Raw genomic sequence first — 14,322 nt, 5'->3', positions numbered from 1 at the left:
CCCGCCTGCGGGAGGGGGTGCGCCGAGCCGCCAGCGGTGGAACGTCTCGGCCATCCCCCTTCCGTAATCATTTCGGCAGCGCAGCGGAACGGGAGCGGCGGGGATGGGTTCACTTGGCATGTCCGCATCCGCTATGCTTTCGCCCATGCTGGTCGACCTCGCCCCGCCCCCGCCCCGCCTGTCCGCGACGGACAGCCTGTTCCTCGATTTCGACGGTACGCTGGTCGACCTCGCCGACAATCCCGAAGCTGTGCATGTCGGCGTCGCGCTTTCCGACCGGCTGGACGCGCTCGCCGCGCATATGCCCGGCCGCCTTGCCATCGTCAGCGGCCGTTCGATCGCGCAGCTCGACGCGCTGTTCGGCCCGCAGGCGCAGCATTTCACGCTGGCGGGAAGCCATGGTGCGGAACGCCGCTCCCCCGGGGACGGCCATGTCCAGCCCGACAAGCCCGCGAATCTTGCCACCGCGACGGATGAGATGCGCACGGTGGCCGAGGCCCATGACCTGTATTTCGAAACCAAGAGCTTTGGTGCGGGCCTCCATTACCGTCGCAAACCCGAGGCCGAACCGCTGGCCCTGCGCGAAGCCACCGCCATCGCCGAGCGGCATGGCCTGACCCTGCAACCTGGCAAGATGATGGTCGAGATCCGCCTGCCCGGCGACAAGGGCCAGGCGATCGAGATGCTGATGCAGGCGCCCGCCATGCGGGGCACCGTCCCGATCTTTTTCGGCGACGATGTGACCGACGAGGACGGCTTCGCCGCCGCCGCCGCACTGGGTGGCGCGGGGGTGCTGGTCGGTCCGATGCGCGAAACCGCCGCCCGTTACCGCCTGCCCGATGTCGCCGCCGTCCATGAATGGCTCGCCCAAGCGCTGGAGAACGCCGAATAATGCAACAGGACATGAACCTCTGGCCGATCGGCAATTGCCAGGTTTCCGCGCTGGTCGATTCGCAGGGCCGCTTCGTCTGGGGCTGTGTGCCGCGCGTCGATGGCGACCCGGCCTTTTGCGCGCTGCTGGGCGATGGCGAGCCGGAGACGGGCTATTGGTCGATCGACCTGGAGGACCGGGTCTCGACCACCCAAGGTTATCTTCGCAACACGCCGATCCTGGTCACGACGCACATGGACGACCGGGGCAACGGCATAGAGATCACCGATTTCTGCCCGCGTTTCGCGCGCGAAGGCCGCGTCTATCGGCCGACCAGCTATGTGCGGATCGTGCGCCCGATCGGCTCCCCACGCATCCGCATTGCCCTTCGCGTCGCGACCGACTGGGGCACGCCCACCGAGCGGACCCAGGGGTCCAACCATATCCGCTATCTGATGACGCAGCAGACGCTGCGCCTGTCGACCGACGCGCCGGTCGGCCATATCGCCGCCGAACAGTGGTTCCGGCTGGAACGTCCGATCCATATGTTCCTCGGCCCCGACGAAAGCTTTGCCGGTGTGCTGAGCGAGGCATGCCGCGCCATGCTGGAACGCACCACGCATGAATGGCATCACTGGGTTCGCGGCCTCGCCACGCCGGTCGAGTGGCAGGCGGTGGTCATCCGTGCCGCGATCACGCTGAAGCTGTGCCAGCATGAGGAAACCGGCGCGATCGTCGCCGCGCTGACCACCTCACTGCCCGAACATGCCGATTCGGGGCGCAACTGGGACTATCGCTACTGCTGGATCAGGGATGCCTATTACACGGTGCAGGCGCTCAACCGGCTGGGCGCGCTCGACGTGCTGGAGGGCTATCTCGAATATCTGCGCAATATCGTCGATGCGGCGAAGGGCGGGCATATCCAGCCGCTCTACGGCGTCGGCGGTGAGGCGACGCTGGTCGAGCGGATCGAGACGAACCTGCCCGGCTATCGCGCCATGGGGCCGGTCCGGGTCGGCAACCAGGCCTATGAGCAGATCCAGCACGATGCGTACGGCCAGATCGTGCTGTCCGACGTGCAGGCCTTCTTCGACACGCGCCTGTTCCGCATGTCGGGGGTGGAGGATTTCCACTCGCTGGAGCGCGTCGGTGAGCGCGCCTGGGCCAAGTACGACCAGCCCGATGCGGGCCTGTGGGAACTGCGCACCAAAAGCCATGTCCACACCTACTCCGCCGCCATGTGCTGGGCGGCGTGCGACCGCCTCGCCAATGCCGCGCAGGCGCTGGGCCTGGAGGAGCGCCGCGCCTTCTGGCAGGAGCGCGCCGACCTGATGCGCGAGACGATCGAGCAGTCGGCCTGGCGTCCCGAGACGCAGCGCATGTCGGCGACCTTCGGCGGCGACGATCTGGACGCCAGCATCATCCAGCTGCTCGACCTGCGCTTCCTGTCGCCCGACGATCCCCGCTTCCGCTCGACGCTGGATGCGGTCGAAAAGGGGCTGCGCCGGGGCAGCCACATGCTGCGCTATGCGACCGAGGATGATTTCGGACTTCCGCATACCGCGTTCAATGTCTGCACTTTTTGGCTGATCGAGGCGTTGTATGTTACCGGGCGTCACGAGGACGCCCGCGCGCTGTTCGAGGAGATGGTGGCGCGCTGCACCCCCGCCGGACTGCTGTCCGAGGATATCGACCCGAATACGGGCGAGCTGTGGGGGAATTACCCGCAAACCTATTCGCTGGTCGGCCTGATCAACTGCGCCGTCCTGCTGAGTAAACCATGGAGTGCCGTGCGATGAGTCGCCTGATCGTCATCTCGAACCGGGTCCAGCCGCCCACCACCGGGCCGGGCGGAAATCAGGGCGGGCTGGCGGTCGCGCTTCTCGCGGCGTTGCGCGAACAGGGCGGTATCTGGTTCGGCTGGTCGGGGGAGACCACCGACCAGTTCAGCGGCCATATCAACTTCCAGCAGGGCGGCGGCGTCACCACCGCGACCATCGATCTGGAAGAGCAGGATATCGACGAATATTATAACGGCTATGCCAACCGGACGCTGTGGCCGCTCTTCCACTACCGGATCGACCTGACCGAGTTCGAGCGCGATTTCGACTCCGGCTATGCCCGCGTCAACGAACGCTTCGCCGAGACGGTGCAGCCGCTGATCGAGCCGGACGATCTGGTCTGGGTCCACGACTATCACCTGATTCCGCTGGGTCGCTATTTGCGCCAGCGCGGGTTCAAGAACCGGATCGGCTTTTTCCTGCACATCCCCTGGCCGCCGGTGCGGCTGCTGATGTCGCTGCCCAGCCATCGCAAGCTGGTCGAGTCGCTCTTCGCCTATGACGTGGTCGGCTTCCATACCGAGGACTGGCTAGACAGCTTCCGCGATTACGTCACCAAGGAGCTGGGCGGCACGCTCGGCGAGAATGGCGAAGTGACGTGGAACGGCAAGACCATCCAGGCGATCCGCGCGCCGATCGGCATCGAGACCAGGGAGTTCGAGGAAGCCGCCAGCGGCCACGACGCCCGTTTCGCGCGCGAACGCATGTATATGTCGGCGACGGGTCGGAGCCTGATTGTCGGGGTCGACCGGCTGGACTATTCCAAGGGGCTGACCGAGCGGTTCCTGGGCTATGAGCGTTTCCTGGCGCAGAACCCGGAGCGGCGCGCGCTGGTCTATATGCTCCAGATCGCACCGCCCAGCCGCGAGAAGGTGAACACCTATCAGGAGATTCGCGCCAATCTCGACTCGCTGTCGGGGCGGATCAACGGCGAATATGCCGATATCGACTGGGTGCCGATCCGTTACGTGAACAAGGGGTTTCCGCGCCCGGTGCTGGCCGGCATCTACCGCGCGGCACGGATCGGGCTGGTCACGCCCTTGCGCGACGGGATGAACCTTGTCGCCAAGGAATATGTCGCGGCGCAGGACCCGGAGGACCCCGGCGTGCTGATCCTGTCGCGCTTTGCAGGCGCCGCCGAGCAGTTGAAGGATGCGGTCCTCATCAACCCCTACAGCGCCGAGGAAATGTCCGACGCGATCGTCCAGGCGCTGACCATGCCGCGCGCCGAGCGCATCCGACGCTGGGAAAGCCTGATCGACAATGTCCGGCGCGAGGACGTATTCTGGTGGTGCGAGCTGTTCCTCGCCGCGTTGCGCGGGGACGGGGTGGAAGAAGCCAAGGCGATCGAGGCGGCGGCCCACTGATCCTCCCCGGCACGGGGAGGGGGACCGCCGCGAAGCGGTGGTGGAGGGGGATGGCCGCTCAGGACATCGCTCGAGGCACGCCCCCTCGACCAGCCTATGGCTGGTCCCCCTCCCCGTGCCGGGGAGGATTCGAATGCTCCAGCCGCCGACGCGGCAACGCCTCGGGCATCTCGTGGCGGATATATTCCAGCAACCCCTCGCGAATCTCGCATCGCAGGTCGAACGCGGTCGAGGCGTCGCGCGCGGTCATCAGCCCGCGCACCTCGATCGAATCCGGCTTCACATCGGTCACCTGCATGTTGAAGAAGCGCCGGTCCCAGCGCGTGCTCGCCTCGACCAGTTCGCCCATCTTCTCGCGCAGGCGGGGAATGTCCGCCGCCGGATCGAGATACCAGAAGACCGACCCCAGCAACTGGCTGGTCTCGCGCGTCCAGTTCTGGAAGCTGTTCTCCAGGAATTTGGCGACCGGCACCACCAGCCGCCGCTCGTCCCAGATGCGGACCACGACAAAGGTCAGGTGAATCTGCTCGATCCGCCCCCATTCGTTATCGATGATGACCACGTCGTCGAGGCGGATCGGCTCGGTAAAGGCCATCTGTACACCCGCGATCAGGTTCTTGAGCGCGGGCTGGGCGGCGGCACCGACGACCAGGCCTGCGATACCCGCCGAGGCCATCAGCGTGACGCCGATGGTGCGGATGCCAGGAACGCTCAACAGCATCAGGCAGACGGTCAGGAACACGATCAGGAAGATGCCGATCCGCCCCAATATCTGTGCCCGCGTCCGCTTGCGCCGGGCGCGCAGATTGTCCTCGACGCTGATATCGGCGCGTAGATAGACCACGCCCTGAAACGCGCGCAGCGCAGAGACTGCCAGCCAGCCAAGCAGCGCGGGCACACAGAAGCCCAATGCCTGCCGCCAGATTTCGCGCCCGTCGCTAGACATCGGCACCAGCCGCATCGCGAAGCTGACCGCGATGGCGATCGCCACCCAGCGCAAGGGCTGACGGATATGTTCGAGGACCAGGTCATCGCTCTGGCTGGCCGTCCGCCGCGCGGCGTGCCCGGCGATCCGCATCGCGACGGCGTGAGCCACCACCGCGATCAGGATCGCGACCGCAATGATCGTCAGGTTTTGAAGCCACAGCCATTCGGCCGGAATGTCGAGCGATCGAAGCCAGCGCATGGGATGGGAAAGGGTCAGGAGGGGTGAAGGTTCCTTGCGGGGGCGGGATTCCCTTGGCCTTCGACTGCGCTCGGGCGGAACGGGTCGAGGGACGAGTCCCACTCCCAACCTCCGTTCCGCCTGAGCGCAGTCGAAGGCCACGCCCCACCCCCTCCCAAGACAAAAAAACGCCCCCCGACCATAGCCGGGGGGCGTCTTCGTCAAACCCCGATCACCGCGCCGGGCGCACCGCACCCGTGGGGGCAGGAGCCGGAGCACCGGCAGGCGGCGGGGGCGGCGGCACCGGCGCACCCTGCGGCGCGACACCGTTCACCGGCGGGGGCGGGGGCGGGGGCACCGCGCCCGGACCACCGGGGCCACCCGGCGGCGGCGGGGGAGCGCCCGGACCACCCGGGGCACCGGGTCCGCCCGGACCGCCAGGAGGCGGCGGAGGCGGGGGCGGGCCATCACCGCGCGGACCGCCGGGGCCACGCGGACCACCCGGCGGGGGCGGGGGCGGGGGCGGGCCGACCGGGGTGACCGTCCCTTGCGGCCCCACCAGATACTGGGCGTGCATGATACCGTCGTCATAACGGCCCTGCACCATCACGTTGCTGCCGACCGCGGGCATCGCATCGCGGTTGCTGGCGACCATCGCCCGGCCGGTGCCGTCCTGCACGACGAAATGGTCGCCGAACACTTCGGCCACCCGCCCCTTGGCGGTGACGACGCCACTGGTCGAGGACAGTTTGGCGATGGGCGTCTGGACGGTCGGGGCCATGGTCACGGTCGGCCGGGTCATCGAGACGGCGGCGGCGCCACCGCCCGCGCCCAGTGCGATCAGGACGGCCGCGGCGGCGGCCAGCGGCGCCTTGCCCTGCAGACGGGGGGTCGGAATAGGGAAACGAGACATTGTCGATCTCCTTGGTTGATGGAGATGCTTTTAGGTGATTCGCCCCGATGCCCGCTGAACCGCGCGGTTCAGATTGGGTTTAGGCTGTGCGAGGATAGCGGGGCGATAAGGGGACAAGGGACACGTCATGCGGATTCTGCTGGTCGAGGATGATCCCGCCCTGGGTCCCGCCATCGCGCGGGCGCTGCGCGCGGAACAATGCGCGGTCGACCTGTTCGATCGCGGCGTGGATGCGGGCCATGCGGGCGACACCGAAATCTATGACGCGGCCGTGCTCGACCTGGGCCTGCCCGATGGCGACGGCATGACCCTGTTGCGGCAATGGCGCGAGGCCGGGCGCGCCCTGCCTGTCCTGATCCTGACCGCGCGCGATGGCTGGTCGGACAAGGTGGCCGGGTTCAAGGCGGGCGCGGACGATTATCTGACCAAGCCCTTCCGCGTCGAGGAACTGGTCATGCGGCTGCGCGCGCTCGTTCGCCGCGCGGCGGGCCATGCCCAACCGCGGCTGACCTGCGGACCTTTGTCGTTCGACAGCCAGACCGGGCAGTTCGAGCTGGATGGCCTGCCCCTCAAACTCACCGCCTTCGAGTGGCGCGTCCTGTCGGCGCTGATGCTGCGCAAGGAAGCGGTCATCCCCCGGCTGGAACTGCTCGAGCGCGTCTATGAAGGCGATGCCGATGTCGACTCCAACAGCCTGGAGGTCATCGTCGGCCGCCTGCGCAAGAAGATCGGCGCCAACCTGATCGAAACCGTTCGGGGCATGGGCTATCGCCTGACTGCCGGAGAGGCCGCGTGAGACTGGCCCGGTCCATTCACGGCCGGATGATCCTGATTTCGGGGGCGGCGATACTGGCGGCGCTGCTTCTCGCGGGCTGGGGTCTGGCGAGTGCGCTGGAGGGGATCGTCACGCGCGGGCTGGACCAGCGTCTCGACTCCGAGATCGCGGTGCTGGCCTCGGCCGTCGACAGACAGGGTGCGGTGGACCGCGCCCGCATCGACCAGCGTCGCGGGCTGCTGGAGCCGGAACCCGGCTGGCGCTGGCGGATCGCGGGACCGGACGGGGTGATCGGATCGGGTGACTTCCCCCCGCTCGCCGCACCGCATCCGCCCGGGCCTGTCGAGGGCGGTCCGCCCCCCGCCCCCCCGCCCGGCGGCCCCGCCCCCGTCGCGCCGCCCCGCCCGGCCGAGGGGCGTACCGAACAGGGCGTCCGCGTTCATGCGCGCCAGATCGCCATTCCCTCGACACGCGGGACCGTGACGATCACCGCCGCCGCCCCGCGCGCGGTCGTGGCGCGGCCGATCCGCGCCGCGCTGGTGCCGCTGCTCGCCATGCTCGCGGGGCTGGGCGTGCTGCTCGCCGCCGCCAGCCTGATCCAGTTGCGGCTCGGTCTGCGCCCGCTGCGGCGGTTGCGCGAAGAGGTGGCCGCCATCCGCACCGGCGAGCGAGCGCGGGTCGACGAAGACCAGCCCGCCGAACTTCAGCCACTCGCCACCGAATTGAACGCGCTGACCGCCGACAGCGAACGCGCATTGGCGGCGGCGCGCGCGGCGGCGGCCAATCTGGCGCATGCGCTCAAGACGCCGGTGGCGACGCTGGCGCTCGACCTGGCGGACGATCCGCCCCGCGCCGCGCAGGTCGCGCGGATCGACGACACCATCCGCCACCACCTCGCCCGCGCGCGGGTGCAGCTGGGCACCAGCCGCGCCGCAACACCGCTGCGGCCTGCGATGGACGACCTCGCCGACGCCATCGCGCGTATCCATGCGGATCGGGGCGTGCGCATCACCACCGACATTGCCGGCGATCTGTCGGTCGCGATGGACGCGCAGGATCTGGACGAGGTGGCGGGCAATCTGGTCGACAATGCCGCACGCCATGCCCGTCATCAGGTCACCATCGCGGCGGTGACGAAGGGACGCCAAATCCGGCTGAGCGTTACCGATGACGGCCCCGGCATCCCCCAGGCCGACCGGCGCCGCGCGACGCAGGCGGGGGCGCGGCTGGACGAGCGCGGCGACGGGCATGGCTTTGGCCTCGCCATCGCGCGCGAACTGGCCGAACTGCATGGCGGCGCCTTGATGCTGGACGAAGCGCCGGGCGGCGGCCTGTCCGCCACCGTCCTGCTGCCCCGCGCCGCGCGAACCGAATAATCAGGAGAGGATGATGATCGCCAATCGCATGCGCCCGCTGGTCCTGCTGCCCGCGCTCGCCCTGCTGCTTCAGGCGCAGAATGCGCCGCCCTCCCCCGCCGAGATCTACGGCCCGCTGTTCGGCGCGGTGCAGGAGGCGCAGGTGTTTCCCGACGGCAAGACCTTTGCCGACGCGGTGCCGCGTCAGGCTCCGCCAGCGATCATGGCCGCCTATGCCCGCGAAAAGCCGATCGGCAAGGCCGCGCTGGCCGCCTTCGTCCGCCGCTATTTCTCGGTGCGCGGCGACACGCAAGGAAAGCCCCCCTTGCGCGAGCGCATCCGCGAACTTTGGCCGATCCTGGGCCGCGCACCCTTCGCACCCGTTGCGGGGTCGTCGGCGCTGGGGCTGGACCATGGCTATGTCGTGCCGGGCGACCGCTTCCAGGAGATTTATTACTGGGACAGCTATTTCACGATGCTGGGGCTGAAGGCTGACGGGCAGGCTCCGCTGATCGAGGCGATGCTGGCCGATTTCGTCGATCTGGTCGAACGTTACGGCCATGTCCCCAACGGCACGCGGACCTATTATCTCAGCAGGTCGCAGCCGCCTTTCCTCGCGCTGATGATGGACCTGTCGGACAATCGCGATCCCGCATTGGCAACGCGGCGGCTGGCGGCGCTGGTTCGCGAGCATGATTACTGGATGGCGGGGGCGAGTTGCCTCGATGCGGGCGGCGCGTGCGCCCACGTCGTGCGGATGCCCGATGGCAGCCTGCTCAATCGCTATTGGGATGCGCGCGACACGCCCCGCGACGAAAGCTGGCGCGAGGATCGCGAAACTGCCGCCAAGGCAAAGCCGCGTGCCGCTGGCGTGGTCCAGCGCGACCTGCGCGCGGCGGCGGAATCGGGCTGGGACTTCAGCTCGCGCTGGCTGGCCGATCCGATGCGACTGGAGACGATCCACACGACCGACATCGTGCCGGTCGATCTGAACAGCCTGTTGTGGATGGCCGAGACCCGCATCGCCGCCCGGGCGACCGCCGCCGGGGATGTGGCGATGGCGAAACGTTTCAGCGACATGGCGGCGCGGCGCAAGGCGGCGATCGACCGATATCTCTGGGTCGCGGGCGAGAAGCGCTATGCCGACTGGGATCGGGTGGCCAAGCGGCCGACGACGGCGCGGACAGCCGCGTCGCTCTTCCCGCTGTTCGCCGGACTCGCCAGCGCGGAACAGGGACGCGCGGTGGCCGCCGCCACCCGCGCGACGCTGGTCGGCGAGGGCGGCCTGCGCACCACGTCCCTGCGCACCGGCCAGCAATGGGATGCGCCCAATGGCTGGGCACCGCTGCAATGGATCGCGGTCGAGGGGCTGGGGCGGTACGGCGAACAGGCACTGGCCAAGGACATCGCCCGCCGCTGGATCGCCACCGTTGCGCGCACCTATGCCGAGACGGGCAAGCTGCTGGAGAAATACGACGTCGAGGAACGCAAGCCCGGCGGCGGTGGGGAATATCCGACGCAGGACGGCTTTGGCTGGACCAACGGCGTGACGGCGGCGATGCTGGAACGGTGGCCGGATTTGGCGCGATGACCTTCTGCTCCCCCTCCCGCAAGCGGGAGGGGGTTGGGGGGAGGGACGGGAGTCTCGCAGAGACCGTTACCTGTGGCCCTGCCCTCCCCCAACCCCTCCCGCCTGCGGGAGGGGAGCAAGAAGAATAGAAAACCCCCTCCCCTCTGCGCCCGCTTCGTGTAGCGGACGCCGCATGACCGACACCCCACCCCGCATCCTCGGTATCGACTTCGGCACCACCAACTCGGTCGTCGCCCATGCCGCGGACGGCGAGTCCCATCTCGTCCCCCTTCAGGCGCCGAAAGGCGAGGACCCGGTCTTCCGTTCGGCGCTGTGTTTCTGGGAGGATGACGGGATCGAGGTCGAGGCGGGGCCGTGGGCGATCGCCGAATATCTCGACTTTCCGGGGGGCAGCCGGTTCATCCAGTCGTTCAAGTCGGTCGCCGCCTCGCCCGTGTTCGAGCATGCCACCGTGTTCGACAAACGCTATCGCTTCGAGGAGCTGGGCCGTGCCTTTCTGGACCGGATGGCGGCGCGCAGCGGCGGCGCGCTCGATGGCAAGGCGGCGCGGATCGTGGTCGGGCGGCCGGTCGAATATGCCGGGCACCGGCCCGACGAAGCGCTAGCCCGCCAACGCTATGACGCGATGTTCGCGCGGCTGGGGGCGGAGATCCATTATGTCTATGAACCGCTGGGCGCGGCGTTCAGCTATGCCTCGCGCATCACCGAGCCTGCCACCGTGCTGGTCGCCGATTTCGGCGGCGGCACCAGCGACTTTTCCGTTGTCCGCATCGCCGCGCCCGGCGCGGATCGGCGTTGCGAGCCGCTGGGCCATGCCGGTGTCGGTATCGCGGGCGACCGATTCGACCAGCGGCTGATCGATCATCTCGTCCTGCCGTTGCTGGGGGCGGGCGGAAAGTATCGCTCGTTCGACAAGATACTCGAAATCCCGCGCGGCTATTTCGCCGATTTCGGCGACTGGTCGCGCCTCGCGCTGATGCGCAACCGCAAGACGCTGGCCGAGCTGGAGAAACTGCGCCACGCCGCGCTCGACCCCGACGCCATCGGCCGGATGATCGCGATCATCGAGGAGGAACAGGGATATCGCCTCTACGACGCGGTCGGCCGGGTGAAGCGCGACCTGTCGGCGGCGGAAGAGGCACGATTCCGCTTCGAGGGTGGCGGCCTGTCGATCGAGGCGAATGTCGCACGCAAGGATTTCGAAAGCTGGATCGCGCCCGACCTCGCGCGGATCGAGCAGGCGGTCGACCGGGCGCTGACGGCGGCGGCGACCGAGGCGGGCGCGATCGACCGGGTGTTCCTGACCGGCGGCACCTCGCTGATGCCCGCGATCCGGCGGATGTTCGAGGTCCGGTTCGGCGGCGACAAGATCGCGACCGGCGGTGAGTTGACCTCGATCGCGCACGGCCTGGCGCTGATCGGCGAGCAGCCGGATATCGGGGCCTGGGCGGTGTAAAAAGCCCCTCCTCCCGGCAGGGGGGAGGGGTTTGGGGTGGGGGCAAGGCCACAGGCGATGGTCTCTGGCGAGACCCCTTGCCCTCCCCCATCCCCTCCCGCTTGCGGGAGGGGAGCGGCTAGAGGTTAGCGGTGGCCTTCAGAACCCCTTCTTCAACGTCACGAACCACTGGCGCGGCGCGCCCGCGAGTAGTGTCTGGCCAAAAAGCCCCTCCCCCCGGCAGGGGGGAGGGGTTTGGGGTGGGGGCAAGGCCACAGGCGATGGTTTCGGTGAGACCCCTTGCCCTCCCCCATCCCCTCCCGCTTGCGGGAGGGGAGCGGCCAGAGGCTAAGGACGGTTCTTCAGAACCCCTTCTTCAACGTCACGAACCACTGGCGCGGCGCGCCCGCGAGCAGCGTCTGGTTGTCCCCGCTGGCGGTGAAGCCGTTGGTGCCGATGGTCGAGATGTACCGCTTGTCGGTCAGGTTGGTCACGCTGCCCTCGATCGAGAAGCCGCCCCATTCCTTGGGGAAGCGATAGCCGATACTGGCATCGACCAGCACGCGCCCGTCGACCGACTGGTCGTTCAGATAGGTGAAGTAGCGCTTCGACATATAGTCCGCGCCGACCCGGCCGAAGACGCGGCTGTCGTCATAAACCAGCTCGCCCTTGACCATATTCTGCGGCGTGTCGACGACATAGCGCCCCTTTTCGGCCAGCAGGTTGCCCGACCCGTCGCGCACCGTCTGCTGATAGGTGGCATGGTTGTAGGAATAGCTGGCCAGCGCCGAGAAGGCCGGGGTCAGGCGGTAAAAGGCCGAAACCTCCGCGCCATAGCTTTCCACGCCGCCGACATTGTTCAGCGTCGGCGGAATACCCTGGATCGCGGTGCCGACCGAATAGGTCAGCAGGCGGTCGGAGAAGTCGATATAATAACCGACCGCCGAAAGCTGCAGCCCGCCGGTGCGATAGCGCACGCCGCCCTCGGCGGTTTTCGACTTTTCGGGCCGCACGGTGTTCGCCACCGCATTGAACGCGGCCTGGCTGATCGAGAAGGGCGCAGCGGTCGCGGCGGCGATGAAGGCACGCATATTCTCGGTATAGCTGGCGAAGACTTCCGCCCGGTTGCCCAGGTGCAGCACCGCGCCGACCTGCGGCAGGAACCAGTCCTCGCTCTTGATCCGGCCGCGCGCCAGCGTCCCCGCCAGCGTGTTCGCCTGGTTGCGCACCCGCATCCCCTTCCAGCCGCCATTGATGGTCAGCTGGCCGATGTCGAGCGTGTCGCCGACCGAATATTGCAGCGTCTCGGTATCGTATTTGCCGTTCCAGACGGTCGCCATCGGATTGCTCTGGAAATCCAGCGCGCTGCGGTTGGGCGTCGCGGTATCGGTCATGCCATAGAGGCGACGCGCCTGGTGCAGCGTGTTGCTCTCATACCAGCCGGTCAGCTCCAGCTTGTTGATGCCGGTGGTCAGCGCCAGCTTGGCGATGGTCCCGGCACGGTCGAGGCTGTACTCGGTCGTGCGGAACGACAGCGGGGCGGGGTTGGTGATCGGCGTGCCGTCGGCATTGGGCGCGCCCGCTACCGTCGGGCTGTAGGGCGTGATCCACGATCCCTGCCCCTTGTTATGGTGATAATAGCTGGTCGAGGTCAGCGACAGCGCGTCGGTCAGCTTGGCGGCGAAGGTGATCCCGCCCAGATAGTCGCGGCGCAGACCGGCGGCGTCATAATAACCGTCGTCCAGCGTGATCCCGCTGGGCAGGCCGTTGGCGACGCCCGCATAAGGCGCGGTGAAGCCGGTCAGCGACCCATTGTTCCGCGCCGCATAGGCGGCCGCCGCCGCGCCGTTGGTCGCCTGCTTGGCGTAGAGGATGGCGAGCGGATAATTGTTGGTGATGTTGTCGTTATAAAACCCACGACGCTTGATGATATCGAGGCTGAGGTCCTGATAGTCGTTCTCGCGACGGTCGGAGAAGTTGAAGAAACCGGTGATCGAGCCGCGATCGCCGAAATCTTTCACGACCTTGGCATTGGCCTGATGCTGGCGCTGGCTGCCGAAACCCTTCCACTTGTCGGTGGTCAGATAGGAATAGCTCAGATAACCCTTCAGCCCGCCGCCCAGATCGCCGCTGTCGGCCCGGACAAAGGCGCGAACGGTATCGTTGCTGCCATAGGTGCCCGACGCGGCGATCGCGGCGGTGTCGGAGGGCGCGCGGCTGGTGAACTGGATGGTGCCGCCCAGATTGCTGGTCGAGGCGGTGCCGAGTGCGCCCGCGCCCTGCGCGACGCTGGTCGAGGCGATATTCTCGGAGATGATCGCGCGGCTGATGTGCAGGCCGTTGGTCGGGCCATAGCTCATGTCGCCCAGCGGCACGCCGTCGAGCGTGAAGCCCAGCTGGTTCTGGTTGAACCCGCGAAGCGAGATGCGGGTCGACCATTCATAAGCACCGAACGGGTCGGCCGCCTGGAAATTGACGCCCGGCAGCTTGGAAATGGCTTTCAGCGGCGAGGTGCCCGGCGTCAGCCGGTCGAGATCGGCGGCGGTGATCGTCTGCACCTGACGGCTCTGGCCGAAGCCGAGCACGACGACATCGGCCGGAACATTGGCCTGCTCGCCCTCGGGCGGCGTGGAATCGGTCGCGACCGGATCAGCGGCGGTGACGGCGGCTTGTGCGGGCAGCGTCTGCGCCGACGCACCCGATGCGATCAGCGCCAGCGGCGCGACGCCGATCAGAAACTTCACCATGTATCCTGGCCCCCAAATGGCTCGTTAACCCAATGGAGCGGGCGCATGGGGCCGGGGCATGACACCGTAGCGACAGCGTAATGACCGATTTATGACGGGGTGAAGTTGTGGTTTTGGGGGTACGATCGTCCCCGGCACGGGGAGGTGGCAAGACGAAGCCCTGACGGAGGGGGGCTTCGTCAAGGTGCTTCCCTGGCGGCCATCCCCCTCCACCATGCTTCGCATGGTCCCCCTCCCCTTGCAGGGGAGGATAAAAAAAGAT

Annotated in this window: 10 protein-coding genes; 7 read left to right on the top strand and 3 right to left on the bottom strand. The window is 67.8% G+C overall.

Annotation, left to right across the window (positions count from 1 at the left end):
• The first annotated feature begins 118 nt into the window (after positions 1-118).
• The 3 genes from otsB to SP5_RS17985 are packed head-to-tail and all read left to right on the top strand — an operon-like array spanning position 119 to position 4,079.
• Positions 119-892 (top strand): trehalose-phosphatase, encoded by a 774-nt coding sequence (gene otsB / locus SP5_RS17995; protein WP_245613541.1) that lies wholly within the window; start codon positions 119-121, stop codon positions 890-892.
• Positions 892-2,670, top strand: coding sequence for a glycoside hydrolase family 15 protein (locus SP5_RS17990; protein WP_042491412.1), 1,779 nt, complete (start codon positions 892-894; stop codon positions 2,668-2,670). Before otsB ends, SP5_RS17990 begins: the two co-directional genes overlap by 1 nt.
• A complete protein-coding gene (locus SP5_RS17985; protein WP_042491410.1) occupies positions 2,667-4,079 on the top strand; it encodes an alpha,alpha-trehalose-phosphate synthase (UDP-forming) in 1,413 nt (470 codons plus the stop codon). The genes SP5_RS17990 and SP5_RS17985 overlap by 4 nt, the downstream gene beginning before the upstream one ends.
• Before the next feature lie 94 nt (positions 4,080-4,173).
• Here SP5_RS17985 and SP5_RS17980 read toward each other — a convergent pair whose 3' ends face one another.
• Together SP5_RS17980 and SP5_RS17975 are read right to left on the bottom strand one after the other, a co-directional pair.
• Entirely contained in the window at positions 4,174-5,265 is a 1,092-nt protein-coding gene (locus tag SP5_RS17980; protein ID WP_052811634.1) for a mechanosensitive ion channel family protein, read from the bottom strand.
• A gap of 211 nt (positions 5,266-5,476) precedes the next feature.
• The gene (locus SP5_RS17975) at positions 5,477-6,157 is read right to left on the bottom strand and encodes a hypothetical protein (RefSeq protein ID WP_042491407.1); all 681 of its coding nucleotides are present in this window, start codon (positions 6,155-6,157) and stop codon (positions 5,477-5,479) included.
• Between the two features lie 127 nt (positions 6,158-6,284).
• On the opposite strand from SP5_RS17975, the gene SP5_RS17970 reads away from it, so the two are divergent.
• The 4 genes from SP5_RS17970 (at position 6,285) to SP5_RS17955 (ending at position 11,334) form a co-directional block, all read left to right on the top strand.
• On the top strand, positions 6,285-6,953 hold the full coding sequence (locus tag SP5_RS17970; protein ID WP_042491405.1) for a response regulator: 669 nt from the start codon (positions 6,285-6,287) through the stop codon (positions 6,951-6,953).
• A gap of 26 nt (positions 6,954-6,979) precedes the next feature.
• Positions 6,980-8,308 (top strand): ATP-binding protein, encoded by a 1,329-nt coding sequence (locus SP5_RS17965; protein ID WP_042491404.1) that lies wholly within the window; start codon positions 6,980-6,982, stop codon positions 8,306-8,308.
• 13 nt (positions 8,309-8,321) lie between these two features.
• Positions 8,322-9,878: an alpha,alpha-trehalase TreF gene (gene treF, locus SP5_RS17960; RefSeq protein ID WP_042491416.1), complete on the top strand. Its 1,557-nt coding sequence runs from the start codon at positions 8,322-8,324 to the stop codon at positions 9,876-9,878.
• A gap of 172 nt (positions 9,879-10,050) precedes the next feature.
• A complete protein-coding gene (locus SP5_RS17955; RefSeq protein WP_042491403.1) occupies positions 10,051-11,334 on the top strand; it encodes an Hsp70 family protein in 1,284 nt (427 codons plus the stop codon).
• Between the two features lie 341 nt (positions 11,335-11,675).
• Here the strand turns inward: SP5_RS17955 and SP5_RS17950 are convergent, their stop codons facing one another.
• Entirely contained in the window at positions 11,676-14,060 is a 2,385-nt protein-coding gene (locus SP5_RS17950) for a TonB-dependent receptor (protein ID WP_042491401.1), read from the bottom strand.
• Positions 14,061-14,322 lie beyond the last annotated feature (262 nt).

This window comes from Sphingomonas parapaucimobilis NBRC 15100 (assembly GCF_000787715.1).
Taxonomy (GTDB): Bacteria; Pseudomonadota; Alphaproteobacteria; order Sphingomonadales; family Sphingomonadaceae; genus Sphingomonas; species Sphingomonas parapaucimobilis.
This window is presented reverse-complemented; position numbering and strand designations above follow the sequence as displayed.